Genomic DNA, 25,562 nt, shown 5'->3' with positions numbered 1-25,562 from the left:
CCTTCTCCCACAAGGGGAGAAGGAAAAGCTCCCCGCCTCCGCCGACACAGGACGGACAACTGCCGCCGGTCTCAATTCTGCGGATGATGACCCGAGACCTCGGCGCCCGCGGCCGGTGGCAGCGCCAGGAAGCGGAACGAGGCCGCGAGCCCGATAGCGCCGATCGCCAGGAAGGCGAGGCGGAAGTCTGTGAGGTCGAGCGCCGGCCCGCCCCTCGCGATCTGCGACAAGTTGAGCAGCGCCGCGGCGATCGCCACGCCGAACAGCATCGCCACCTGCTGCAGCATGCTGGACAGCGTCGCCGCCGAGCTGCGCTGCGGCGGGGCCACATCAGCGAAGGCCAGCGTGTTGAGCGCAGTGAACTGCATCGAACGCGACAGTCCGGCGATCAGCATCAGCGCCACCACCAGCGCTTGCGGGGTCTGCGGCGAGATCGCCGCGCAGGCCATGATCGACAGCGATGCGATCACGCCGTTGATGACCAGCACAGAACGGAAGCCGAAGCGCTTCAGCGTCGGTGTCGTCACCGCCTTCATGCCGAGATTACCTAGGAAATAGGCGAGGATCAGCATGCCGGCATCCACCGGGCTCAGCCCGAAGCCGACCTGGAACAAAAGCGGCAGCAGGAACGGCGTGGCGTTGATGGCGATCCGGAAAATGGTCCCAGCCGACAGCGTCGATAGGGCGAAAGTCTGCACCTTGAACGCTGTGAGATCGAGCAGCGGATTTTTTGTGCGCGCGAGATGCCGCACCGCCAGCCAGCCGATCAAGGTGCCGGCCACAAGCAGCGCCACGGTCGGCAAGGTGCCGTCTTCCGCATGCGCGATGCGCTCGAGACCGTAAAGCAGACAAGCAAGCCCGACCGAGGTCAAAAAGAAACCTGGCCAATCGAGCGGTTTGGTCTCGGACTCGCGGTCGCCGGGGATGAAGCGGGCGACCAGCGCCAGGCCGGCCACGCCGAGCGGAATGTTGATGAAGAAATTCCAGTGCCAGGACAGATAGGTGGTGATGAAGCCGCCGAGCACCGGCCCGATCACCGGCGCGAACAGCGCCGGCCAGGTGATCAGCGCCGTGGCATTGAGCAGCTCGGACTTCGGTGCGTTGCGCAGCACCAGGATTCGCCCGACCGGCGTCATCAACGCACTGCCCAGGCCTTGCACCGCACGCGCGGCGACGAACTGGGTCAGGTTCTGCGAGATGCCGCAGGCGATCGAGGCCAGCGCGAACAGCGCGATCGCCACGAGGAAGATGTTGCGCGCGCCGAAGCGGTCGGCGAGCCAGCCCGACAGCGGCACGAACACCGCCATGGTCAGCATATAGACGGTGATGCCGATGCTCATCGCCACCGCCGGCACGCCGAAAGATTCTCCCATCTGCGGCAGCGATGTCGAGATGATCGTCGAATCCAGAAGCTGCATGAAGAAGGCAACGGCGACGATCAGCGCCACGCGACGCGCCTGTGTCGCGCTTTCGGGCAAGGCTTCGTTTTCGGGAATGGCGGTCATGCGCAGAACTGTACGAGAGTTTTTCCCGCGACACTGGGAACCATGCAATTATCCGGCAAATCGATGACGCACCGGTTTGAACAGCATTTGGGCGGCGCCGTCCAGACATGGCCCAACAAACTTTCGTGTCGTATCGCGACCTGTTATGCGATGACTGAACCTCGCCATCGAACCTCTTCTGACTTAGGAATTGTGTGCGCATGAAGCCCATCTACATCGATTATCTCAACGCCCTCGATATCGAAGCGCTTGATATGACCGATGCAGAAATCATCGGAGCGGTCGAGGCCGGGCTGGTGGCGCAGGGCAACGGCCAGGCGGTGATCGAGCCGCGCGTCCATCTCGAGCCGGACCCGTCCTTCAACGGCCATTTCAACGTCCTGCGCGGCTACGTCGCGCCGCTCGATTCGGCGGGCGTCAAGATCGTCGGCGACTATGTCGACAATTACCTGCACGGCCTGCCGTCGGAATTCGGCATCCTCAACCTGTTCGATCCGCGCACCGGCACGCCGCGTGCCATCCTCGATGCCACCGTGATCACCGACATGCGCACCGGCGCCGTCACCGCCATCGGCGCAAAACATCTGGCGAAAAAGACATCGAAGATCCTCGGCCATGTCGGCGCCCGCGGCACCGCCTACTGGAACGTGCGCCTGCTCGACCATCTCTTCGACTTCGACGAGATTCGCGTTCATTCGCGCCGGCCCGAAAGCCGCGACGGCTTTGCCGCAAAGCTATCCGCCGATCTCGGCAAGAAGGTCACGGCGGTCGCCGACTGGCGCACTTGCGTCGAAGGCGCCGACATCGTCGTCGAGGCCTCGCGGCTGCTGGAACCGCAGGCGTTGCTGAAGACGCAATGGATCAAGCCCGGCGCGCTGGTGATGCCCTACGGCACGATGAGCGCGGTGGAATTGTCGCTGACCGACATCATGGCCAAGATCGTCGTCGACGACTGGGGCCAGTGCAAGGGCGGCAAATTCGGCTCGCTGCGCGCCCATGTCGAGGCCGGACGCCTCAGCGAAAGAACGCTGCACGCCGAACTTGGCCAGATCGCTGCCGGCCTCAAGCCCGGGCGTGAGAGCGACGACGAGACGATCCTGTTCTGGCATCGCGGCCTGTCGCTCTCCGACATCGCGCTGGGCGAAGCGATGCTGGCCAAGGCGCAGGCGCAGAACATCGGCCAGCGGCTGCGCTTCGCATGAGCGCGCTCATCCTCACCGGGGTCGGCATCAGGGTCGAGGATGTCGCGGCGGTTGCCCGTGACGGACGCAAGGTCGAGGTGGCATCCATTGTCATCGATAGGCTGGAAAGAGCGCGCAAGGTGCTCGATCGCGTCGCCGCTTCGGGCCAGCCGATCTATGGGCTCAACACCGGTCTCGGCGCTAATCTCGGCGCGTCAATCAGCGGCGACGCCAGCGCCTTCCAGCGCCAATTGCTGGAAGGGCGTAGTGGTGCGGTGGGTGACGCGCTGCCGCAAGACATCGTGCGGGCGACGATGCTTGCCCGCGCGGCGATGTTTTCGGCCGGCGGTTCAGGCATTTCATCGGAGGTTTTCGTCGCACTCATCGACGCGCTCAATGCCGGCGTGCATCCCGTGATGCCGTCACTGGGCTCGATCGGCGACAGCGACCTTGTGCTGATGGCAACGCTCGGCCGCATGCTGACCGGCGACGGCGAAGCCGACTTTCAGGGCCGGCGCATGCCGGCGGCCAAGGCGCTGGCAATGGCGCGCCTCGCCCCCGCCAGCCTCGCCCCCAAGGACGGGCTGTCGCTGATAAGCGCCTCGGCGGTGTCCGCCGGCAGCGGCGCGCTGGCGGTGGCCGACGCACTGTCCGCCTTCGCACAACAACAGCAGGCGGGCGCGTTGACCGTGGAAGGCATCGGCGCCAACCAGACGATCCTCGATCCGCGCTTGCAGGCGGCGCGACCGGCCGCTGGCCAGCAGCGGGCCGCGCAAGGCTTGCGCGATCTGCTGGCCCGCGACAAGGCGCCGATGCCGACGACCTTGCAGGACCCGCTGTCGATCCGCTGCATGCCATCGATCCATGGCGCACTGTTGCAGGCAATCGATCAGGCCAGGCAAGCCGTCGAGATCGAGCTCAACGCCGCCGCCGACAACCCGCTGGTACTGGGCGATGACGACATGGTGCTGTCGACCGGCAATTTCCACACCCCGTCGCTGTCACTGGCCTTCGAGACGCTTGGCCTAGCCATCGCTCAATGTGCGGCTGCCTGTGCTGCTCGCTTCGTCCAACTCACCAGTTCAGGCCGCAACGGCCTGCCCAAATATCTGTCGCCGGTCGGCGGTGCTTCGGCCGGTTTCGTGCCGCTGCAAAAGACGGTGAGCGCGATCCTCGCCGCCATCCGCCACAAGGCCAATCCGGTGATGCTCGATTTCCTCTCGGTCTCGGAAGGCGTCGAGGACCATGCGACGCAAGCACCGCTGGCCGTCTCCAAATGCGCCGAGATGATCGTGCTGTGGCAGCGGCTGATCGCCTTCGAGCTGATGGCCGCCGCACAGGCCGTAGACCTGCGCAACGGGCTGAACCTGGCGCCAGCGACCGCCGCGATTCATGCGGCAGTCCGCACGCTCGTCCTGCCGCTCAACGAGGACAGGCCCCAAGGTATCGATGCCGAGGCGATTTACGCAGCGCTCACCAGTGGATCGTGGCAGGCGTAGCGCCGAACGACCGCTCGTCAAAAGACGATTGTCTTGTGGCCGTTGAGCATGACGCGGGCCTCAAGATGCAATTTGACGGCCCGCGCCAGCACGCGGCTTTCAATGTCGCGGCCGACGGCCACGAAATCCTCCGCGCTCATCGCATGGGTGACGCGCTCGGTTTCCTGTTCAATGATCGGGCCTTCGTCGAGATCGGATGTCACGTAATGCGCTGTCGCGCCGATCAGCTTGACGCCGCGGTCGAAGGCCTGGTGATACGGCTTTGCGCCCTTGAAGCTTGGCAGGAAGGAATGGTGGATGTTGATCGCCCGCCCGTAAAGCCGGTCGGATAGTCCCTTCGAAAACACCTGCATGTAGCGCGCCAGGACGACGAGCTCGGACCCCGTCTCCTGCACCAGGTCCAGCAGCTTCTGCTCCTGTTCGGCCTTGTTTTCCCTGGTCGTGGGCCAATGGTGGTAGGGGATGCCTTCCATCTCGGCGAAGCGCCGGGCGTCTTCATGATTGGAGACGACGGCGGCGACCTGTGCATTCAGCCAGCCGACCCTGATCTGGTAAAGCAGATGGAGAAGCGCATGGTCGAACTTCGAAACCATGACGATGATCTTCGGGCGACGAGCCTGATCGACCAGCGCGGTCTTCATCCCGAACCGGTCGACGGACGATTTCAGGGCTCGCTCCAGATCGTCCTTCGTCGAGCCTGCCGGGCTGGTGAAGGCGATCCGCATGAAAAAGCGATTGCTCTGCCGGTCCCAGAACTGGCTGCTTTCGGCGATGTTGGCGCCGTTCGCGGCAAGCTCGGTGGTGACGGCGGCAACGACCCCCGGCCGGTCTTCACACGAAAGAGTGAGAATATGAACCGGCTTCATATCGCCAGTTGCAGCATTGCCGTCAGGTTTCACGCGCCGTCGACCCTTTTCATGAACAGACCGAGTTGGTCCGGGTCCATATGCACCACATGCTTGTCTTCGGGATAGGCCAAGCTGTTCACGTCGGCGACATATTCGGAAAAAGCGGCGATGCGTTCCGCCTGCAGGCGGTCATATTCAGCGGCGAAATTGCGGTAGACCTTGGAATGGCGGGGCATGTGGCCGCGGTTCTGGCCAAGGATGTCGTCGGCGAACAGATACTGCGCGTCGCAGCCGGTGCCCGCTCCCATCGACAGCATGATCAGCGACGTCCGTTCCGAAATCGCCTTGGCCACCTCGACCGGCACCACTTCGATCTCGGCGCCGACAGCACCTGCGGCCTCATACTGCTTGACTGCCTCGAAAATCTGCATGGCGCTGTCGGCGGTCTTGCCGACGGCCTTGAAGCCACCGGTCCAGGTCGCGCGGGATGGAATGAGTCCGACATGGCCGATCACCGGTATATTGTCATCGGCCAGCCGTTTGACGGTGGCATAACCAGCGCTGCAATAGACCGCGTCGGCGCTCGCCTTGTAGAGCCGGAACGCCCAGCGCACGAAATCGTCGGCTGTGCCGATCTCGTAGAAATTGTCGCCCGGCATGGTGAACAGGCTGGGTGCGGCATCGCGGTATTGCGGGTTGAGCACCAGCTCCGGCGGCACCGAGACGATATCGATCCCAGCCCTTTCGGCGGCCTCGGCCTCATCCATCGTCAACACGCGCAGCATGGTCAGTTGCCGCTTGCCCTTCATGGCGCGCAGATCGGCGATCGTGGGTCTTTTACGGCTCATCGAGTTTGGTCCCTTTGTTGCGTGAATGGAAGGCCGGTCAGGCGATCTGGATCATCACCTTACCGGCCTCGACCTTGACCGGGTAGGTCACAAGATTGACGCAGACGGGAGCCCCCTTGGCCTGGCCGGTCTTGTAATTGAAGCGGCCATTGTGCTTGGGGCATTCGATGATGTCGTCCATGACAAGCCCGTCGGCCAGATGGGCCTTCTCATGCGTGCAAAACCCGTCGGTGGCGAAGAATTCGTCGTCAGGGGAACGGTAGATCGCGAAGGTGCGGCCGCCATGGTCGAAGCGGATGACATCCTCTTCTTCGACATCGTCCACGGCGCACGCTTCGACCCAATCGGCCATCTCTACTTCTCCTGAATTTTCTGTAATGCGGCGGGTGTGCAGTGCCTATTCCGCCGCCGCTGACATGTTCACCTCGTGGAACTCGCCACGATAGGGCCGCGCCGTCGGCGGCAACTCACGCTTGAGGAAATAATCCTCATATCTGAGCTGCCTGAGGAGGACCGGCCAAACCTCGCGATAGGCATGCCACATCGACGGGTTCGGCTCCGGCAAATCGTGCTTGATCAACTCATGCAGCCTGGGCAGCGCATGATAGGGCACCATCGGGAACATGTGATGCTCCACATGGTAGTTCATGTTCCAGTAGATGAAGCGGCTAATCGGATTCATGTATACGGTACGGGTGTTGAGCCGGTGGTCGATCACATTGTCGGCCAGGCCGATGTGCTGCAGCAGGCCGGTCAGCACCATGTGCCAGGTGCCGTAGAGGCGCGGCACGCCGATGAGCACCAACGGCAGCCACGACCGCATAGTGACGGCGAGCGCAATCGTGGCGATGTAGATGGCGACATGCCAGCGCGCAGCGATGACGGCCTTGTGCTGCTCCATCTCGGGAACGTAGCTTTTCTCGTCGGGCGTGAGCCTGCCGAACGCTTGGCGCACCAGCGCCGGAAGCGAATAGCGAAAATCGAGGATACCGGTGAAGGCGAGCGCTGCGCGCAAAAGGTCCGGCGGGCGCATCACGGCGATCTCGGCATCGCGTCCGACGATGATGGTATCGGTGTGGTGTCTGGCATGGCTCCAGCGCCAGGTCACGGGATTGCGCATCAGCATGAAGCTGGCGATCTGGTAGACCACATCATTCATCCAGCGCGTGCGGAAGGCAGTGCCATGGCCGCATTCATGCCAGCGCGAGTCGCTGGAGGAGCCGTACAGCACGCCGTAGACGAAGAAGAACGGCACACACCACCAGGTGCCCCAGAAATAGACGCCACCGGCCGCCGAGCCCAGGATAGCGACGATCCAGATGATCGTGTCGCGGATCGCCGGGCCATCCGACCGTTGCATCAACTCCTTGATTGCCTTGCGGGAGACGTCGGTGTGATACCATTCGGCCGAAGCCAGCCCTGTCTCGATCGCCCTGCGTGTGCTCTCGCCGACCAGGCTGTAGTCGCGCTTCACTGTGCCAGCCATTGTGACCTCCAAATCCTGATGGGCCGCGAGCCCTCCCCGCTCCGACCGGACCCAGCCTCCCAACTGGTGCTTCGCATCGTCCTCGTCATCATCACGACCTGTCTCCGAGCACCGGAAAATTGCCTGACGGCTGCGGATAATCCTGCTGCGGCTGCCTGGCGATGTCAGCAATTCGGCTTTCGGCCGCCGCAATCTCGTCGGCACCGTCAAGGACCCGGAACACCGCATTGTAGGAGCGGCTCTCGCCATGCTCCAGCCAGATCATCTCGCCGCGTTCGCGCGCGGCCAGATTGCCGAGCACATGATGCGTCGACGGCTCTATGCCCAGCGCATACTGCCCTGCCTGGAAATTCTGCCACTCATAGGCGCAAGGCAACTGGTCCTTGCGGGTGACGACTTCAAGGCCGAGGCCAAGACGGTCGTTGACCACGGCAACCGGCACCTCCCCTTTGGCGTCGGCGCCGAGCTCGTGCTGCCAGACCTGTTCCTGGAAACCCAATTGCGGTGCCGGCATCGTGCGGTAACCGACGTTCTGCGCCTCGTAGCGCTCGCCGGCATGGCCGGCCCAGACAACATCACGGATCGGCGCCAGATAGCGGGAACCCTCGTCGAGCACCGGGTGGCTGACATTGATGTGGTAGAAATACATATGCGGCGTCCGGTTGAAGCCGTGATTGACGACCCGGTCCGACAGCCGGATCTCGTTGCCGCCGACATCGGCCTCGATCCGCCGCAGCAGATGCAGGTCCTCGCCGAACACCGTCGACTGCTGGACGATGGCCTCGGCCCACAGCACGCAGCGGTCGCCGTCCCATGTCTCGCCATAACCGGTCAGCCGCGCCGGAATGGTGCTGACGCGGCCATGCAGAGAATGGCGCACCGTCTTCTTCGGCGGATAATTGTAACTGTCGGCCGGCACTTCATTCATGAACAGAATATGGTCAAGACCGCAGGTGAGCAGCAGGCCGGAAAACGACCGCGCCCAGGCGAGCCCCTCCTCGCCTTCATACTCGTGCAGGCCGGGATGGCGAAAGCCGCTCGGCGAATGCCAGCCGATCGCCTGTCCCCTAAAGTCGCAGTCGGCGACATCGAGCGCCCGGTCGACGAGCGCGGTGAAGCGCAATCCCGAGCCGGTGCGAAATTCGAGCATGCGGATGCCTCGCTCCACGCCGTCGCCGAGCGTCATCAGCCGCACGCCGGCGAATTGCGACAGCATGCCGGAGCGTTCCGAGACCTGCCGGCGCGAAAGCGTCTTGCCGTAAAGCTCTACCATTTGACGGCCAATTCCTTCACTTCGCTCTCGTCTCCTTGAGCAGGGCCGACATGTCGGCGCCGGTGATGATGCTCTCCACCGTCAACAGGTCGGTATCGGCGACCGTCTGCTCGGCGACAATCTCGCCGCGGCGCATGACGATGATGCGGTCGGCGACCTGGAAGACATGGTGGATATTGTGGGTGATCAAAAGCACCGAATGACCGGCTGCGCGGACCTCCTTGACGAAGCGCAGCACGCCATGTGTTTCCTCGACACCGAGATTATTGGTCGGCTCGTCGAGGATGATGACCTTGGCGGCGAACTGCATGGCCCGCGAAATGGCGATCGACTGGCGCTCGCCACCCGACAGCGTGCTGACCAGCGCATCGGCGTCGAGCTTTTTCGAGATGCCGACGCGCTTCAAAAGTGCCGAGGCGGCGTCGCGCAACTTGGCGAGGTCGAGCGGCGCGAACACGCCCAACCATTTGAGATTGACCGGCTCGCGACCGAGAAACAGATTGCGCGCGATGCTGAGATCCGGCGCCAGCGACGTATCCTGGTGGATGGTCTCGATGCCGAGATCCATCGCGTCGCGCGTCGAGCGGATGGAGACCTTCTGGCTGCGCACATAGATCTCGCCGCGGTCAACAGGGAACACGCCGGAGATCGCCTTGATCAGGGTGGATTTGCCGGCGCCATTGTCGCCGAGGAGAGCCACCACCTCGCCCTCGTTGAGTGTGAAGGAGGCGCTCTTCAGGGCGCGGACGCTACCGAAGGACTTTTGCAGGTTCTGCAGCCGAAGCACTTCCATGATCAGCTCCTGGCGGCGTTCTTCTGCAGCAAAGCGTGCAGGATGAGCATGGCGAGGATGATGACGCCGACGAAGATGTTGTAGGCGAGCCCCGGCACGCCGATCAGCACGATGCCGTTGCGGATGCTGCGCAGCATCAGCGCGCCGACGATCGTGCCCAGGATCGTGCCGCGCCCGCCGGTCAGCGCCGTGCCGCCGACCACCACCATGGCGATCACTTCGAGTTCGTAGCCGGTGCCGGCCACCGGCGAGGCAGCCGAGATGCGGAAGGCGCTGATCATGCCGGCCAGACCCGCCAGCACCGAGGTCAGGATGAACAGCCAGATCTTGACCGCATCGGCCGGCACGCCGCGCGCCACCGCCGCATTCCGATTGGAGCCGACGGCGCTGATCCAGTTGCCGAGCTTGGCGTAGTGCAGCACGTAGATTGCCAGCAGCGACAGGCCGACGAACCACCACAACGAGGTGTAGAACCGGAATGAGCCGATGTTGAAGCTCCCAGCCAGCAGCGTCACGAAAAAGCCGGGCTGGTCCCAGGATTTCAGCGGGAAGCCTTGTGTGATGTAGAGCGCCGCCCCTCGCACCACAAGCAGCATCGACAGCGTCACCAGGAAGGAGGAGATACCGATCTTGGTGACGATCAATCCGTTGATGGCCCCGATCGCCACGCATAACAACAGCCCGGCAAGCAGCGCCACACCGATATCAACCTGGCCGCTCTGCACCAGAAGCATGACCACGACCGGCGCGAGCCCGAACACGGCACCGACCGAAAGGTCGAATTCGCCCGCCGTCAGAAGCAGCGTCATGCCGAGGGCGATGATGCCGAGCTCGGGCAGGAACGCCATCATGTTGGAGATGTTGAGCGGCGACAGGAAGTTGGCGTCGGCGATAGCGAACGCCGCCAACAGCACGACGAGGATGACGAGCGAGGAGAATTGCGGCGAGCGGATCAGGCTCGACCTGCGCTTGACGCCCGGCATTTCCTCTTCTGCGGCAATTGTCATAACGGTTTGAACCATATCGTGGAGCGACGTCCGCCGCCTGCGCGGTGGACGTCAATTTCCATCACTTGTTGTAGAGTTTCAGGATCGGCTCGACGCTTGTCGCGTCGTAGAGGCTAAAGGTGTGGATGTCGTAGCCGATCGGTTCGCCCGAGGCGGCGAGACCGAGCAGCGCGACCGGCATAAAGCCTTGCGCCGACGGGAACTGCCAGGCGGCCGCGTTGACGAAGCCGGCCTTGACGGCTTCAGCGGTTTCCTTGGAATTGCCCCAGCCGACGACCGGGATCTTGCCGGCCGGCACGCCGGCGCCGTCGAACACCCGCTTGATGCTGGCCGCCACGGAATCGCCGAGTGCGATGATCGCCGGCGGATTGTTGGCCACCATATAGTCGGTCATCTTGGCGATGATGCCGGCTGGATCGGTGCCGCAATCGACCACGTCATATTTGATGCCAAGCGGATCGAAGACGCTGGCGATGCCTTCGGTCTCGAGCTGCTGATAGCTGGCGCCCGGCACCTCCACCGGCAGGAACACCTTGTCGCCCTGCTTCACCATCTTGTTGTCGACCAGATACTTGGCCCAGATGACGCCGGCCTCCTTGAGGTCGGCGCCGACATACGCCTGCCGCCCGGTTGCCGGATCATCGGTGTTGAAGAACACGATCGGGATGCCCGCAGCCTTCGCCGCCTTGACCTCCTCGGTCCACAGGCCGGGCTGCGCCGATGTGGTGCCGATACCGTCGGGCTTGGCGGCCAGTGCCGAGTTGAAGGCCTCCTTCTGCGCCGCCATGTCGCCGCCGCTGAAGGAGATCTTGCAGGTCACCTTGAGCTGGTCGCAGGCCTTGGTGGCGCCGGCATTCCAGTCGAGCCAGAATGCATCCGATGGGCCGCCATGCGACAGGAGATAGAACGTCTTCTGGCCGTCCTGTGCGAATGCCGGCGAGCCCAACCCTATCCCTGCCAACAAAGTCGCGGCCGTCGCCAGTTTCAATCCGAATTTCAACATTTCGCTTCCTCCATTATATTCCTCCCGGTGGAAAGCGCCGCCGCATAGCGGCGACGCAGGACTCCTATCAGAGGCCGTTGGCGCGGAACTTGCCGTCGAGGAATTTCTTGGCGCGCGGCACGTCGTCTTCCGAGAGATGCTCGATGATGACCGGAATGTTCGGGTGCTTTTCGGCAAGCCGCTTGAGATAGAGGTCGTAGTTGAGCGAACCGAGGCCGGGCGCCGGCAGCTCGATCTCGCCGACACCACGGAAAGTGTGGCTCTCCAGCGCGTCCTCGTCGCCGATATCGGCGTGCTTCTCCGACTTATCGCCGCCCGAACGCTTGACGTCCTTGGCGTGGGCTATTCTGATCTTGTCGGTCAGGGTGTCGAACACCTGGTTCAGGATCTGGTCCATCCTATCGATGTTGTGCGTCTCGAAATAGTTGGTCGGATCCATCAGCAGGCCGAGACCAGGATGGTCGACCTGTGCGAACATCTTCACCGTCTCCTCGACCGAACCGACGACATTGTTGACATAGGTTTCGAGCAGGAACACCGCGCCGTGATCATAGGCCGTCTGGGCAAGGTCGGCGATGACCTTGCGACATTCCTCGAAGCCTTCCTCGGTCTTGTTCTTGGGATGGTGCACCCAATCGGACTCGGTGTTGTAAGTGCCGGTTTCCGAGATCACGTAGGGCGAGCCGAAATCACGGGCGCTGCGGATGATCTCCTTGAGATAGCCGACTCGCTTCTCGCGCTCCGCTCTGTCCGGATGGATAATGTTGGTGTAGCCCGACACGCAGCACACCGGCAGATTGTGGTCGCGGAAGGTGTCGCGAACAGCCCGGGCCTTGTCCTTGGTGATCTGCCCGGCCGACAGGTCAACGTCCTTGAAATGCAGGTCGAGCTGCACCGTGTTGAAATCGAGGGCGCGGATCTTCTGCGCGGTTTCCTTGAGGCTGTACGGGAAATAGCCCGTGAAAATACCTGCCTGCATCATGATATGAAGTCCTCCCTGTAAGTGATTCAGCTGATTGGGTTTGTCGAGATTTCGGAAAGCTTGACCGTGCGGCCCTCGTTGATCGAGCGGTAGCCGGCTTCGATCAGCGCCATGGTCTTGACGTTGTCGGCGACGGAAAGTGCCGGCGGCTCACCCGTCTTCACCGCGTGCTGGAGCTGCTCCATCACGCCGATGAAGGCATGCGGGAACCACATCGTGTCCCAGCTTGGCGTCACCCATTCGCCGCCAGTGGTTTCGGTCGAAGCATAGGTCAGCGTCGAGGCGGAACCAGTCGGCCAGCCGATCGTGCCCTTGGCGACGCCCTTGGTGCCGTCGACGCGCCAGTTGATGTGCTGGTCGTCCTTGTAGCCCTCCTGGCGCGGGCCGGACCAGACATCCTCCAGCGACACGGCGAGCACGCCGGACGGGAACCGCAGCGTCGAAACGGTGATGCCGTCCGAATGATCGAAGCGGGTGCGCGGATCCTTACGGGTCAGCGTGGTGATCTCCAGGGGATCGCCGAACAGGAAGCGCAGCACGTCGAGGTGGTGGACGCTCATATTGGCGAGCGTCAGCCGATCGTAGTCCTCGAGGAAGCTCTGCCAGTGCGGGATCGCGTGCATGTCGATCTGCGCGAACACGATGTCGCCAAGCGCGCCGCTGTCCATGATCTGCTTCAGCACGCGCATCGACTGGTCATAGCGCATGTTCTGATTGACCGAGAGGATCTTGCCGGCCTTGGCCGCCTCGTCGCGCAGCTCGATTGCATCCTTGAGCGACAACGCCAGCGGCTTCTGCGCCAGGATCGCCTTGATGTGCTTCTGCTTCAGCGCATGCCGGATTAGCGCCGGCTGCTGGTCCGGCGGAAAGGCAAGGTCGATGATCTCGACATTTTCGTCCTCGATCAGTTGTTCAGGCGTGCTGTGGACGGTCGGGATCTCCCAGCGCCTTGCGACCTTCTCGGCGCTGGCTTTGGTCCGCGAGGCGATCGCCACCACCGGAAAGCCGGCATCGTGATAGGCAGCAAGATGGCATTCGGCCATGATCATGCCGGCGCCGACGCAGCCGATTCTATACTCTTTCGTGCGGACCTTCACGTCCGGCTCGAACCCGTTGTTTGCCATCTGATCCTCCCGAAGCTCGTTTCTTGCAGCCGCCGTCATCGTGCCAGCGCTCCGCCGCTTTGCCCGAAATAATGCACTCTGGCCGGCTCACAGGATATCGCCACCATGGCGTCCGGCCTTATGTCCGGCTGGCCACGCAGCAGCGCCCTCAGGCGCGCCTGCCCGGCAGCGAGCGTCACCACGGTGTAGCCGCCAAGCGGCTCGACCTCGAACACCCGCGCCGGGCGGCCCGCGCGCCCATCCGATATTTCCCCATCCAGCCATGGCCGGACCTTGATATCTTCCGGCCTGAGCCCGATCTCGACGGCATCGGCCGGAGCAGCCTTGTCCGCGATACGGATCGCGCCTTCCGCCGCCTCGACGCCGCCCTCGCCGCGCACCGATTTCAAGATATTCATCATCGGCGAGCCGAGCAGCTGCGCCACATAGGTGCTGGCCGGGCGATCATAGATCTCGGCCGGCGCGCCGATCTGCCTGATCTTGCCATCCTCCAGGATGGCAATGCGGTCGGCGACCGACATCGCCTCTTCCTGGTCGTGGGTGACATAGATCAGCGTCTTGCCGAGCTCGCGCTGGATGCGCTTCAGCTCGACGCGCGTCTCCTCGCGCAGCCTGGCATCGAGCGCCGAGATTGGATCGTCCATCAGATAGGCATTGGGATCGCGCACCAGCGCGCGGGCGATCGCCACGCGCTGCCGCTCGCCGCCCGAAAGCTGCGCCGGCGGCTTGTGCAGGATGTGGCCGATATGCAGCTTGGCCGCGACATCGGCGACACGCCTTTCTATATCGGCCTCGGCGACCCGGCGTTCGACCAGGGGAAAACGGACATTGTCGCGCGCGCTCATATGCGGAAACAGCGCCAGGTTCTGGAACACCATGGCGATGTTGCGCTCGGCCGGCGACACGGTGTTGACTGGCCTGCCGCCGATCAGGATTTCACCCGCGTCAGGCGTTTCAAGCCCGAGCACCAGGCGCAGCACCGTCGACTTGCCCGACAGCGGCGGGCCGAAGAAGCAGAAGAACTCATTGTCGTTGACCGTGAACGAGGCGTCATCGACGGCGAGCGTGTTGCCGTAGCGTTTCGTCACATTGCGGAAGACTATATCGGCCATGGTCTTAGCCCACTTTCATGGCAAGGCCGGTGGCGGCGTCGAAGACGCGCACCGACTGCGCGGCAGGCGCGACGACCGCTGTCTGCCCGATCGCCAGCCCGACATCATTGTCGAACACCGCCTTCACTGCGCTCTCGCCCAGGCCGAGATGCACGATGGTGCGCGCGCCGATGCGCTCGACGAAGGTTACCGGCAAGGAGAGCCCCTGGCCGCGTTTGACCAGCGCCGCCTGTTCCGGGCGGAAGCCGTAGAGCACATCGCCCCGCGCGCCCCGCACCGCGGCGGCGATTTTGGCCGGCAGCGGCGGCGTCGCACCGAATGGCCCGAGGTCGACGACCAGGCCCCGGTCGCTTTCCGCTGGCCTGCCCTTGAGCAGGTTCATGCCCGGCGCACCGATGAAGCGGGCGACGAAGACATTGGCCGGATTGTTGTAGACCTCGAGCGGTGTGCCGACCTGCTGAAGCACGCCATGGTCCATCACCGCGATACGGTCGGCCATGGTCATCGCCTCGAGCTGGTCGTGGGTGACATAGACCATAGTCTGCCGGAACTGACGCTGCAGCTGCTTCAGTTCGGTCCGCATCACCGCGCGGAAGGCTGCATCGACATTCGACAGCGGCTCGTCGAGCAGGAAGATCGCCGGCTCCATGATCGCCGAACGGCCGATCGCCACACGCTGCAAGATGTTGACCGACAGCCGGTCGGCCTTGCGGTCGAGCAACGGCGTCAGCTGCAGCATCTCGGCAATGGCGCCGACGCGGCGATCGATCTCGGCCTTTGGCGCGCCGCGCATTTTTGGGCCGTAGGCGAGGTTCTGGCGCACCGTCATATGGGTGAAGATCGCGTAGTTCTGAAAGACGAAGCCGACCCCGCGGCGTCCCATCGGCACGCCGGCCATGTCGCGCTCGCCAAACAGGATCTTGCCACCCGTCGGCTCTTCCATGCCGGCGATCATGTTCATCGTTGTCGACTTGCCGCAGCCGGACGGCCCGAGCAGCGCCATGAACTCGCCATCAGCGATGGCCAAGTCCATCGTCTTCAGCGCGGTGAAGTCGCCGAATTTCTTGACCAGGTTCTGCAGATGGATGGCGCTCATGCCGTCACCTCGCGTGCCCGGGCCATGCGCTTCATGGCAAAGACCGCGGCGATGGACAACACGATCAAGATCGCCAGCGCGATCGCCGCGACATAGCCCCAGATCAGGTCCTGCGTGGTGAGCTTGTAGATGTAGACGGAGATCGTCTCGGTGGCGACACCGGGGCCGCCGCCGGTCATGATGTAGAGCGTGTCGAATATCTTGAAGTTCTCGATCATCCTGATCGCCAGCGCGATGATTATGATAGTCTTCATCTTCGGCAGCACGATGGTGACGAAGCGCTGCCAGGGATTGGCGCCGAGCAGCGTCGCCGCCTTGATCTGGTCCTCGGGCACGCCGACCAGGCCGGCAAGCAGGATGAGGAACATCAGCGGCGTCCACTGCCAGATGTCGGCAACCATGACGGCGATGAGCGCCAGCGTCGGGTCCGAAAGCCAGGCGATGGTGACGGGAAAGCCTGATATCGCCGACAGGATGTCGTTCACCGGACCGCCCGACTGGAACAGCATGAAGAACATGTAGCCGGCCACCGCCGGCACCACCATCATCGGCATCAACAGGATCGAGTAGAAGATCCGTTTGCCCGGAAACTCGTCGGCAAACAGCGTGGCGAGCGCCAAGCCCAGCAGGAATTCCGCCGGCACGCAGATGATCATGACAACGGCCGTGCGCTTCAGCGCGCTCCAGAAGCGCGCATCGGCAGCAAGGTCGGTGTAATTGGCGAAATTGTTCCATAGCGACCAGGCGCTCCACCAGCCGAGGCCCGAAAGCGGTGACCAGTCGGTCAGGCTGATGTACAGCTGCATCAACAGCGGGAAGACCGCGATGAACAGCACCAGGATCTGCGCCGGCAATGTCAGCCGGAAGCCGAGCTTTGCGCCTTCGTCCCGCAAGGCTGGCTTTGCCTGGACGGTCTTCATCACGTCCTCCGAAATCGTCGCAGTCACCGCGCTCATTGCTTGAGCGCCCCGAACGTCAGCCCGCGCACCAGATGACGCTGGATGGCGATGCCCATGATGACCGGCGGCACCGCGGCGATCAGACCGAGCGCGGCCTTGGCGCCATAGAGCTGTCCGGTCATCGAGGAGGAGAGCGACGCCATGTAGACGGGAACCGTCACCCATTCGCGCGTCGTCAGAAGCAGCGCGATCAGATAGTCCGACCAGTTGAGGATGAAGACAAACAGCGCGGCGCTGGCCAGCGGCGCGCGCATCATCGGTAGTGTGATGCGGGTGAAGACTCGCAACCGCGAACAGCCCTCGACCAGTGCTGCCTCCTCGATCTCGCGCGGCATGTCGTCGAAGAAGGTCTTCATCAGCCAGAAGGCAAAAGGCAGCGTGACGATGCCGTAGATCAGCGACAGCCCCCACCAGCTGTCGGTGAAGTTGAGGAAGGCCCACATGATCATCACCGGGGTCATGACCGCCATGGGCGGAAACAGGCGAAGCTGGATCAGTGCCAGCGGCAGGTTCTGGCCCGAGCCGAAGCGCGATAGCCCGTAGGCCGCCGCAGTGCCCGCTGACATGGCGATCGCCGTCCCGAATACCGCCGACAGCAGCGACGACAGGATCGGCTTCAGGGCGGTGCGGTCGAGCGCGACGATCAGATTGTTGGTCGATTCACCAAAGACGAAGCGGAAATTGCTGAGTGTCGGGTTCTTCGGCCACCAAGTCAGGTCAGCGCCGGTCGCCGACCATTCGGCGATCGGCTTGAAGGCCATCGACACCATCCACAGGATCGGAACCAGCGTCACCGCCATTGCCGCTGATATTGCGGCATAGCGGAATATCGCGAAGGGAATTGAACGCTTCATCTTGCAGCTTTGCTGGTACCATCGTTTGCGGAGGGGAAGAGCAACTCCTCCCCTCCCTTGGCGCGATCCTGGGAGGATCAGCTGATCGGATCGAGAACGGTGGGCCATGCCTCCTTGTTGGTCTTGATGGCTTCGAGAAGCTTCTCCTCGCCGGTCCGGCGCGCGATCTTCTTCCACTCGGCCTCGGTGTCGGCCATCGCCTGCTCGGCGGTCTTTGCCTTGGTCAACGCGGCGACGAGGTTCTCGTCCAGCGCATTGTGGAAGGCGGTGGCACCGGGGTAGTTGATGGTCGGCACGGTGCGGGCGACCGTCTCGCGCACCACATCCATGTGGTAGGCGTGGTAGGTCTGGCGGACCAGCGGGTCGGAGAAATCCGACAGGCGGAACGGATCGAAATAGCCACCCGGATTGGCGGTCATCCAGGCGTAGATGCGGCTCGATCCGAGCCATTGCAGGAACAGGTAGCAGGCCTCCGGATTCTTGGCCTGCGAGGAGACCGAAGCCGACAGATTGAGCCAAAGCACCGAACGGCTGATCAGCTTGCCGTCGATCTCGCGGCCCGGCGGCAGCATCGAGCCGATCTTGCCGGTGACAGCTGAATCCTTGTTGCCGGCATTGTCGAGGAATTTCGGCAGGTTGGAGAAGGCGCAGGTCATGGCGGCACCGCCCTTGGCAAAATTGCCGTACTGTTCCGGCCAGCCCCACGAGATCGCATCCGGCGAGTGATGGGCCAGCGATGCAATGTACTCGTTGGTCGCAGCAATGCCTTGCTCGGAATTGATCAGCGGATTACCGGTGTCGTCGAACAGGAACTGGTCGGGCGAAGCCATTGAGACATAACGCTGATACCAGTTGGTGTAGCCCCAGCCCTGGTTGCGCAGATCGGTCGAGCCGAACAGGCCCTTGTCCGGGCGCTGGAAGAAGGCCGCGACCTCGTCATGCTGCTTCCAGGTCTTCGGCGGCGCCAACTCGTAGCCATGCTTGTCGGAGAAGGCTTTCTTCTCGGCCGTGTCGCCGAACAGATCGGTGCGGTAGACCCAGGTCTGGAAATCGCCATCCAGCGAAACGCCATAGGTCGAGCCGCGATACTGGTTGAGCAGCGACACGCCCTTAGCGCCGTTAACATAGCCGCGCTCGGGGTCGTCCCATTCGGGCTTATGCTGGGCGACGAAGTCGTCGAGCTTCAGGATGCCGCCGGTTTCGGCGAGGTCGCCGAGGCGGTTCCACTCGACCGCATAGATGTCATAGGCCCCACCCTTGGTGGAGATGTCCTGCATCGTCTTGGTGAATTCCTGGCCATTCGGCACGCCGACGATTTCGAGCGGAATGCCGGTTTCCTTTTCCCACAGATCCTTGATCGACGGCGCGCCGGCGGGAAACGGCTGCGTCAGCTGGCCGATCGAGCCGTCGGACAGGCCGAGCACAATCTTGGCCGGCGCCTTGCCGGCACCCTTCATCGCCTTGGCCGCCTCGATGGCGCGGCCTTCCGGCGTATCTGGGCCATACTGATAGCGCTCCGAGCCGTCGAAGCCCGTGGGGCCGCCGATCATGCCCGGCGCGAGTGCGTCGGCGGCGTAGGCGCGGCTGGGACGGATGAATTTTGGCGCGATACCTGCTGCGGCAACAAGCACTGCCGCCTTTCCACCGGACGCCAGCAAACGGCGCCGCGACATGCGGATCAAATTCGACATTGGAAATCCTCCCTCGGGCCTTGTTCCTCCATGGCCCTCGTGATGGATATTGACGGCACTGGGATAAGGCTGTCAACATCATAAATAATCAAAACACGTCATAACATCGCAATCGAGGAGGAAAAATGCATTCTGCTGAGATCACCATACAGCATCCGATGCTTGCATTTGAGGGAATCATGCACCACGCCAGCAAGTTGTGGTCCGCCCAGGCGATTTGGTGTAGCGCGCCGGCTTGCGCATCGGCTAAGGCCGGATACATCATTTCCCATCAGAATCGCGGATGGCAATGAAATCATCGTCCGGCATCCGTCCGTTAAAATCCGTGATTTTGATGCGCCCGTAGCGCCCTAGCATGAGGTGATCGACTGTGCGGTCCACGCTGACAGACATAGCCCGGGAAGCCGGTGTTTCCGCCGCCACGGTCGACCGTGTGCTCAACAACCGCGCCGGCGTCAGGGCGCGCACCCGCGAAGTCGTGCTCGAAACGGCGCAGCGGTTAGGCTACATCGCCGAAAATTCGAACAGCCCGAACTCACGTACGGCGCTGCCCGGCGATGTCATGCGGCTCGACTTCGCGCTGCCCGCCGGCACCAATTCCTTCATCAAGATGCTGCACCGGCATATCGAGGCGCAGGCGCAGGCGCGGCCCGATCTCGACGTGCGCGTCGCCACGATTGAAGGCTTCAATCCCGACCGGCTCGCCCGCCTGCTGCAGGACCTGCATGGCCAGACGCAAGGCGTCGGCGTCATTGCGCTCGACCATCCGACCGTCCGCGAAGCGATCCGCTCGCTGTCGGCCAGCGGCGTCAAGGTCGTCACCATCGCGTCCGACATCCTGCACGTGCCGAGGGTTGCCTATATCGGCATCGACAATCGTGCCGCCGGCCGCCTCGCCGGCTATCTGCTCAACCGCTTCATGGGCACTGATCGTCCGGGCAAGGTCGCGTTGTTCGCCGGCTCGCTCTCCTATCGCGGCCACGAGGAGCGCGAGATGGGCTTCCGCCACATCCTGACGGAGGAATCGCCCAATTTGCAGATCGTCGAGATGCGCGAAATGCTCGACGACCGGGAAAAGGCCTATTCAGAGGCCTCCGCGCTGCTGGACCGGCATCCGGATCTGGCCGCGATCTACAATGTCGGCGCCGGCAACACCGGCATCGCCAGGGCGCTGAAGGAGCGCGGGCGCGCGCTATCGACCGTGTTTCTCGGCCACGAGGTGACGGAAGGCACCAAAGAGCTTCTACTCGACGGAACGCTCGACGCGGTCATCGACCAGAACCCGCGCGTCGAGGCCCGCGAAGCACTGAACACTTTGAGCCACGCGGTCAGGGGCTTGCCTTACGAACTGCACCAGCCGCGCTTGCAGGTGATCTTCAGGGAAAGCATCCCGGAGATCTGAACGGAACCTCAGGGATGAGAGAGAGGCCGCGCGGGCTGGCGCAGCCCCGCAGCATTTTCAACTAAGTCTACTGGACGGCGGCGACTTCCGTATAAGCACCATCGACAAAGCTCTTGTCGACCCATTTGCTATAATCGATCGAGCCTTTCAAAAGCCCGGCGCCGGCCATGAACTTCTCCTCGCCCTTGAGCGCCGCGATCGCATCGTCGGTGAGCTTCGGATCCTGGTAGAACAGGCCCTGGCTGTAGGTCTTGCGGACGGATTTTTCCGACGATTTGGTCGCCTCGACGAAGGTCTTGATCGTCTCGTCGGGATGCGCGTCGGCCCAGCGCGAAATCTCGATATCGACCTTCAGCAGCCGCTTGACGAGATCGGGGTATTTCGCCGCGAAGGCGCCGTTGACGGAGATGACGTTCGGCACGTTCCATTCCGGATGCGTGCTGGTGTCGTAGAGCACGCGGGCCTCGCCGGTGTCGACCAGCTTGGCCGCCGTCGAGTCAGTCTCGACAATGGCATCGATGTCATCGCGCAGCAGTGAGGGCCCTGACGCCTCGAAGGGTAGGTTCAGCCCTTCGATGTCGCTGGTCGTCAGGCCGACGCTGTTCAGCGCCTTGCTGAAATTCGAATGCCGTACCGTGCCGGTGAGATAAGCGACCTTCTTGCCCTTCAGATCCTGCAGCGTCTTTAGCGGCGAGTCGGTCTTGACGATGATGGAGGAGCCGCCTGCCTTCACATAGCTCGACACGCCGATGAGCTTGACGTCGGCGCCGGACGCGGCGACGCGCAGCGCTGGATTGTTGCCGGTATAGGTGACCTCGATCGCTCCGGTCGCCAATGCGGTGGTCGCCTCCGAGCCGCCGTTGAAGGTAACCAGTTCGACCTTGATGCCGTCCTTGGCGAATTCCTTTTCCCACCAGCCATGCTGCTGGGCGAGGATGAATTTGAGATGCCCCGGTGCGGTGCTGCCGATGCGGATGACCTCGGGCTTGTCCTGCGCGAAGCCAGGCACGACAAAGATAGAGGCGCCGACGAGGCCGACGGCCGCGGCTATGGCGCCCTGCAAGAGCAATCGGCGTAATGCACTGAAAGATATCCTGGACATCTGAAATTCCTTCCTGATTGGCATGAACTGCTTGGTTGGTTCAAATCATTGAGGCTTCCGACTGGCCCTTCCAGGCAGTTGCCCAGCGCTCGAACCAGACGAGCAGATAGTTGACGACAAGGCCGATGACGGTGAGCGTCAGAATGCCGGCATACATGTCGGCCGTTTCCATCATCAGTTGCGAGTTCTGGATGAGAAAGCCGAGACCGGATTTGGCGGCCAGCATCTCGGCGCCGATCACCGCGAACAGCGAAGATTTCACGCCGAGCCGCGCGCCGGCGACGATCGAGGGAATGCTGGCCGGCAGGATGATCTTCCGGAACAGGTCGAAGTCGGACGTGCCCATCGAGCGCGCCGCCTTGATCAGCAGCGGATCGACCGACTTGACGCCGCTGATCGTGTTGACCAGCAGGAAAAACACCGAGGAGTAGAAGGTGATCGCCACCTTCGATTCCTCGCCGATGCCGAGCAGAAGGATGAACACCGGCAGCAGCGCGAATTGCGAGGTGTTGCGCAGCGTCTGCACCAAAAGATCGGAGACCTTTTCGAACAGCGAATAGCGCCCCATCAGCAGGCCGAGCGGGATGGCAACGACCACGCCCAGCGCGAAACCGATCGCCGCGCGCTGCAGGCTGATGCCGATATGCTCGACCAGCACGCCGGAGGCGAGCAGATCCCACCACGCGACCAGCACCTCGCTCAGCGGCGGGAAAAAGATGCGGTTCAGCCAGCCGAGCCGTGGCGCGATTTCCCAGGTGAGAAAGAACAGGCCAAGCAGCGGCAGGCCGTAGATGAACGTGCCGAAGCCGGCTCCTCTCCTGCGCCTGACGGCCGGGGTAGCGCTGCGGGCCTTGATTGCCGGGACCCTGGCGGCGGCCACCGCTTCACCGGCTCCGGCAAACGATTGAAAGCCGCCGGCAGGGCCGAACTTTTCGGTCAGATAGGCCATGCCAAACTCCTCAGTGGCTGAACGCCGGCGACAGCGTCCAGTCCTTTTGCGCCTTGTTGACTTCGTCGCGCAGCACTTCCCAGACGCGGGCGCGGTGATTGTTGAAGGCCGCACTTGCGCGGATATCGCCGTCGCGCGGCCGCGGCAGGTCGATGTCGATGATCTCCTTCACCGTGCCCGGGCGTGCTGTCATGACGACGACCCGATCGGCCAGGAAAATCGCCTCGTCGATCGAATGGGTGACGAAGATCACGGTGGTCTTGATCTTGCCCCAGATCCTGAGCAGCTCGCCTTGCAATATCTCGCGCGTCTGCTGGTCGAGGGCGGCGAACGGCTCGTCCATCAACAGCACTTCCGGATTGCTGGCGAGTGCCCGGGCGATCGCCACGCGCTGCTGCATGCCGCCGGAAAGCTGGTTGGGGAAGCGGTCCTCGAAACCGGCAAGGCCGAACAGCGACAGAAGATGGCGGGCCGTGGCGGTGCGCTCTGATTTGGGCACGCCGCGCACTTCCAGCGCATATTCGATATTGGCCAGCGCCGTGCGCCACGGAAACAGCGCATATTGCTGGAACACATAGCCGGTCTTCGGGTCCGGCCTGGTGATCCGCCTGCCATCGAGCTGGACACCGCCACTGGTCGCCGACGTAAGCCCGCCGATGATATCGAGCAGCACCGATTTGCCCGACCCGCTCGGCCCGACCAGCGTGATGAACTCGCCCTTGCGTATGGCGAGATCGACGCCGTCGAGCACGGTGACGCGGTCGGTCGCCTCGCCATCGACGGTGATGGATTGTCCCGGCTTGAGCTGAAAAGTCTTCTTGATGTCGCTGACGACGATGCGATCCATGTCTGTCTCCGATCGTTTCACTGCGCCACGCGGATGCGGTGCGTCGGGTCGAGCTGCGAGCCGCCGGCCTTGCCGCGCTTCCAGCCGAGCGCACGGGCATAGCCGCCGAACAAATGACGTGCCTCGACCTCCGCCTCGCTGATGCCGGTCGGACCTTCGGCGACCTCGGCCACGTAGAGCGCATCGGTCGGGCAGTAGATTTCGCAGAGAAAGCAGGTCTGGCAGTCTTCCTGCCGCGCGACCACCGGCACGCCGCCCGTCGCGTCGAAGACATTGGCCGGGCAGACCTTGACGCAGATGTCGCATTCGACGCACCGCGTGGCCGAGACGATCTCGATCATGACGCCAGCTCCGCCAACCGTTCGGGCGCCCCACCGATACGGAAATCATCGACGCCGGTGATTACCAGCCGGTGCGCGAAGGCGGGGTTCTTGCCCGGCAGATCGGTGCGGCGATGCATGCCGCGGCTCTCGTTGCGATAACGTGCGGCAGCGATCGACCAGCGCCCGGCGGCAGCAATCGACGCGGCTTCGCGCGTGCGGATCCGCTCCAGTCCCTCGCCTTGCAGGTGATCACGCACGTCGCGCCACAGCGTCTCAAGCCGCTCGCCGCTCTTTTCCAGGCCGGTGTCGCTGCGGAAGAAATTCTTGTCGAGCGGTGTGACCTCATTGCGCACGGCTTCTATCACCTCGCCTGCGAAAACATCGGCACGCGGCGAAGCCGCCGGCCGCAGACCGGCCTGGCCGAGCGGCTGCACCTCGCTGCGGAACGCCTTGCCGCCGCGGCGCCTGGCGTGGGTCGAGGCACCCTTGCCCGCCCACCAGCCGCTGGCCAGCGCCCAAGACGAGTTGACAGCACCGCCGCCCGACACCGCACCGGTCATGATCTCGCGGCTGGCCGCATCGCCGGCAGCGTACAGGCCGGGCACGCCGGTGGCGCAGTCGTCGGAGACGATGTCGATGCCGCCGGTGCCGCGCACCGTGCCTTCGGCGCGCAGCGTGATGCGGAACAGGTCTCTGAAGGGATCGATGCCGGCGCGGTCATAGGGCACGAAGCAATTCGGCTGTCCCTGGCGCAGCCAACCCTGCAGCGCGGGTTCGGCCTGATCGAGCCGTGCATAGAGCGGCCCCTCGATCAGCGCACGCGCCACTTCCTCCTCACGGTCGCCGATGCCGTTGCGGAGCGGCTCGCCGGTCGGGCCGAGGATCGCGGATCCGTCCTCGCGGTGGAACGAGGCCCAGCGGAACGGCAAGCCCTTGTTCAGCGACGAGCCTTGCGGCGCCAGCGTGTACTTGCCGGTGAATTCCATGCCCGAAAGGCTGGCGCCGGCTTCCGCCGCCATCAGATAGCCGTCACCGGTCAGCCCGGTCGAACCGAGGATGCGTTCGCGGAAGGCGCAGCCGCCGGTTGCCAGCACGACCGCCCTGGCATCGACGCGCCAGTCGCGCTCGACCTGGCGGCCGACCCCGGCCGCACCGACGATCGCATCGCCGTCGGACAGGAGTTCGAGCGCCGGATGATGATCGAGCACGGTGACGCCGGCCAGAAGCACCCGGCGGCGCATGAAGCGCATATAGTCCGGCCCGCGCAGATTGGCGATGTAGAGCCGCCCGTCATCCTCGCTCGGAAACGGATAGCCCCACTCAGAAAGTTGCAGCAGGTTGCGGTAGGCGGTGTCGACGCAGCGCAGCATCCAGCGCTGGTCGGCAAGCTCGCCGGTGCGCTGCCAGCGCCGCTCGACCACCGCATGCCTGTTGTCGCCCGGCGGCACGCACCAGGTGCCGGTGTTCGACGGCGCCGTGGCGCCGCTGGTGCCGAGATAACCCTTGTCGGCCAACACCACGGTCGCACCGTTCTCAGCCGCGGCGACCGCCGCCCAGGCGGCCGACGGACCACCGCCCAGCACCAGCACATCGGCTGCGAGGTGCAGCCTTTCGGGAGCGGATCGGACGGCTCTGGCAGTCTTCGGCATGATCACTCACGGAAAGGGGAATTGGTGGC

24 protein-coding genes are annotated in these 25,562 nt (G+C 63.5%); 3 read left to right on the top strand and 21 right to left on the bottom strand.

Annotated features, from left to right (window positions below; translation table 11 throughout):
- Positions 1-71: 71 nt before the first annotated feature.
- On the bottom strand, positions 72-1,505 hold the full coding sequence (locus EOC94_RS22150; protein ID WP_127293458.1) for a DHA2 family efflux MFS transporter permease subunit: 1,434 nt from the start codon (positions 1,503-1,505) through the stop codon (positions 72-74).
- A 200-nt stretch (positions 1,506-1,705) separates the two neighbouring features.
- On the opposite strand from EOC94_RS22150, the gene EOC94_RS22145 reads away from it, so the two are divergent.
- Positions 1,706-2,707 carry an ornithine cyclodeaminase family protein gene (locus EOC94_RS22145; protein ID WP_127293456.1) on the top strand — a complete coding sequence of 334 codons (1,002 nt, stop codon included), beginning with the start codon at positions 1,706-1,708 and terminating at the stop codon, positions 2,705-2,707.
- Positions 2,704-4,185 carry a histidine ammonia-lyase gene (gene hutH, locus EOC94_RS22140; RefSeq protein WP_127293454.1) on the top strand — a complete coding sequence of 494 codons (1,482 nt, stop codon included), beginning with the start codon at positions 2,704-2,706 and terminating at the stop codon, positions 4,183-4,185. The genes EOC94_RS22145 and hutH overlap by 4 nt, the downstream gene beginning before the upstream one ends.
- A gap of 17 nt (positions 4,186-4,202) precedes the next feature.
- Here hutH and purU read toward each other — a convergent pair whose 3' ends face one another.
- From purU to EOC94_RS22065, 15 genes are all read right to left on the bottom strand, one after another.
- The gene (purU, locus tag EOC94_RS22135; protein ID WP_127293554.1) at positions 4,203-5,051 is read right to left on the bottom strand and encodes a formyltetrahydrofolate deformylase; all 849 of its coding nucleotides are present in this window, start codon (positions 5,049-5,051) and stop codon (positions 4,203-4,205) included.
- Positions 5,052-5,080: 29 nt separating this feature from the next.
- Positions 5,081-5,881 carry a 3-methyl-2-oxobutanoate hydroxymethyltransferase gene (locus tag EOC94_RS22130; protein ID WP_095482635.1) on the bottom strand — a complete coding sequence of 267 codons (801 nt, stop codon included), beginning with the start codon at positions 5,879-5,881 and terminating at the stop codon, positions 5,081-5,083.
- A gap of 37 nt (positions 5,882-5,918) precedes the next feature.
- Positions 5,919-6,233 (bottom strand): MocE family 2Fe-2S type ferredoxin, encoded by a 315-nt coding sequence (locus EOC94_RS22125; protein WP_095482636.1) that lies wholly within the window; start codon positions 6,231-6,233, stop codon positions 5,919-5,921.
- Between the two features lie 45 nt (positions 6,234-6,278).
- Positions 6,279-7,367, bottom strand: a complete 1,089-nt coding sequence (locus tag EOC94_RS22120) for a fatty acid desaturase family protein (RefSeq protein ID WP_127293452.1) — start codon at positions 7,365-7,367, stop codon at positions 6,279-6,281.
- Positions 7,368-7,458: 91 nt separating this feature from the next.
- Positions 7,459-8,640 (bottom strand): aldose 1-epimerase family protein, encoded by a 1,182-nt coding sequence (locus EOC94_RS22115; RefSeq protein ID WP_127293450.1) that lies wholly within the window; start codon positions 8,638-8,640, stop codon positions 7,459-7,461.
- 16 nt (positions 8,641-8,656) lie between these two features.
- Complete coding sequence (locus EOC94_RS22110) at positions 8,657-9,439, bottom strand: ATP-binding cassette domain-containing protein (RefSeq protein WP_164547311.1); 783 nt, start codon at positions 9,437-9,439, stop codon at positions 8,657-8,659.
- Complete coding sequence (locus EOC94_RS22105) at positions 9,436-10,440, bottom strand: ABC transporter permease (RefSeq protein WP_245457993.1); 1,005 nt, start codon at positions 10,438-10,440, stop codon at positions 9,436-9,438. Before EOC94_RS22105 ends, EOC94_RS22110 begins: the two co-directional genes overlap by 4 nt.
- A gap of 61 nt (positions 10,441-10,501) precedes the next feature.
- Positions 10,502-11,443 (bottom strand): substrate-binding domain-containing protein, encoded by a 942-nt coding sequence (locus EOC94_RS22100; protein WP_095482641.1) that lies wholly within the window; start codon positions 11,441-11,443, stop codon positions 10,502-10,504.
- A 67-nt stretch (positions 11,444-11,510) separates the two neighbouring features.
- Positions 11,511-12,425 (bottom strand): sugar phosphate isomerase/epimerase, encoded by a 915-nt coding sequence (locus EOC94_RS22095; RefSeq protein ID WP_127293448.1) that lies wholly within the window; start codon positions 12,423-12,425, stop codon positions 11,511-11,513.
- A gap of 26 nt (positions 12,426-12,451) precedes the next feature.
- On the bottom strand, positions 12,452-13,549 hold the full coding sequence (locus EOC94_RS22090) for a Gfo/Idh/MocA family oxidoreductase (protein ID WP_127293446.1): 1,098 nt from the start codon (positions 13,547-13,549) through the stop codon (positions 12,452-12,454).
- 35 nt (positions 13,550-13,584) lie between these two features.
- Positions 13,585-14,661: an ABC transporter ATP-binding protein gene (locus tag EOC94_RS22085; protein ID WP_127293444.1), complete on the bottom strand. Its 1,077-nt coding sequence runs from the start codon at positions 14,659-14,661 to the stop codon at positions 13,585-13,587.
- Between the two features lie 4 nt (positions 14,662-14,665).
- On the bottom strand, positions 14,666-15,757 hold the full coding sequence (locus tag EOC94_RS22080; RefSeq protein WP_127293442.1) for an ABC transporter ATP-binding protein: 1,092 nt from the start codon (positions 15,755-15,757) through the stop codon (positions 14,666-14,668).
- Positions 15,754-16,713, bottom strand: coding sequence for a sugar ABC transporter permease (locus tag EOC94_RS22075; protein WP_127293440.1), 960 nt, complete (start codon positions 16,711-16,713; stop codon positions 15,754-15,756). Before EOC94_RS22075 ends, EOC94_RS22080 begins: the two co-directional genes overlap by 4 nt.
- Positions 16,710-17,570 (bottom strand): carbohydrate ABC transporter permease, encoded by an 861-nt coding sequence (locus tag EOC94_RS22070; RefSeq protein ID WP_127293438.1) that lies wholly within the window; start codon positions 17,568-17,570, stop codon positions 16,710-16,712. Before EOC94_RS22070 ends, EOC94_RS22075 begins: the two co-directional genes overlap by 4 nt.
- A gap of 77 nt (positions 17,571-17,647) precedes the next feature.
- Positions 17,648-19,261 carry an extracellular solute-binding protein gene (locus EOC94_RS22065; protein ID WP_127293436.1) on the bottom strand — a complete coding sequence of 538 codons (1,614 nt, stop codon included), beginning with the start codon at positions 19,259-19,261 and terminating at the stop codon, positions 17,648-17,650.
- A gap of 370 nt (positions 19,262-19,631) precedes the next feature.
- Between EOC94_RS22065 and EOC94_RS22060 the strand changes: the two genes are divergently transcribed.
- Positions 19,632-20,663, top strand: coding sequence for a LacI family DNA-binding transcriptional regulator (locus EOC94_RS22060; RefSeq protein ID WP_095482648.1), 1,032 nt, complete (start codon positions 19,632-19,634; stop codon positions 20,661-20,663).
- Between the two features lie 67 nt (positions 20,664-20,730).
- Here EOC94_RS22060 and EOC94_RS22055 read toward each other — a convergent pair whose 3' ends face one another.
- The 5 genes from EOC94_RS22055 to EOC94_RS22035 are packed head-to-tail and all read right to left on the bottom strand — an operon-like array spanning position 20,731 to position 25,533.
- A complete protein-coding gene (locus tag EOC94_RS22055) occupies positions 20,731-21,765 on the bottom strand; it encodes an aliphatic sulfonate ABC transporter substrate-binding protein (RefSeq protein WP_127293434.1) in 1,035 nt (344 codons plus the stop codon).
- A 40-nt stretch (positions 21,766-21,805) separates the two neighbouring features.
- Positions 21,806-22,714: an ABC transporter permease gene (locus tag EOC94_RS22050; RefSeq protein WP_127293432.1), complete on the bottom strand. Its 909-nt coding sequence runs from the start codon at positions 22,712-22,714 to the stop codon at positions 21,806-21,808.
- A gap of 10 nt (positions 22,715-22,724) precedes the next feature.
- Complete coding sequence (locus tag EOC94_RS22045) at positions 22,725-23,561, bottom strand: ABC transporter ATP-binding protein (protein ID WP_127293430.1); 837 nt, start codon at positions 23,559-23,561, stop codon at positions 22,725-22,727.
- A 17-nt stretch (positions 23,562-23,578) separates the two neighbouring features.
- Positions 23,579-23,902 (bottom strand): ferredoxin family protein, encoded by a 324-nt coding sequence (locus tag EOC94_RS22040; protein WP_126105794.1) that lies wholly within the window; start codon positions 23,900-23,902, stop codon positions 23,579-23,581.
- Positions 23,899-25,533 carry an FAD-binding protein gene (locus EOC94_RS22035; protein ID WP_127293428.1) on the bottom strand — a complete coding sequence of 545 codons (1,635 nt, stop codon included), beginning with the start codon at positions 25,531-25,533 and terminating at the stop codon, positions 23,899-23,901. Before EOC94_RS22035 ends, EOC94_RS22040 begins: the two co-directional genes overlap by 4 nt.
- Positions 25,534-25,562: the final 29 nt, after the last annotated feature.

The organism is Mesorhizobium sp. M6A.T.Ce.TU.016.01.1.1, from assembly GCF_003997065.1.
GTDB classification, from domain to species: domain Bacteria; phylum Pseudomonadota; class Alphaproteobacteria; order Rhizobiales; family Rhizobiaceae; genus Mesorhizobium; species Mesorhizobium mediterraneum.
The sequence above is the reverse complement of the archived record's forward strand: the minus strand, read 5'-3'. Positions and strand labels throughout refer to the sequence as shown.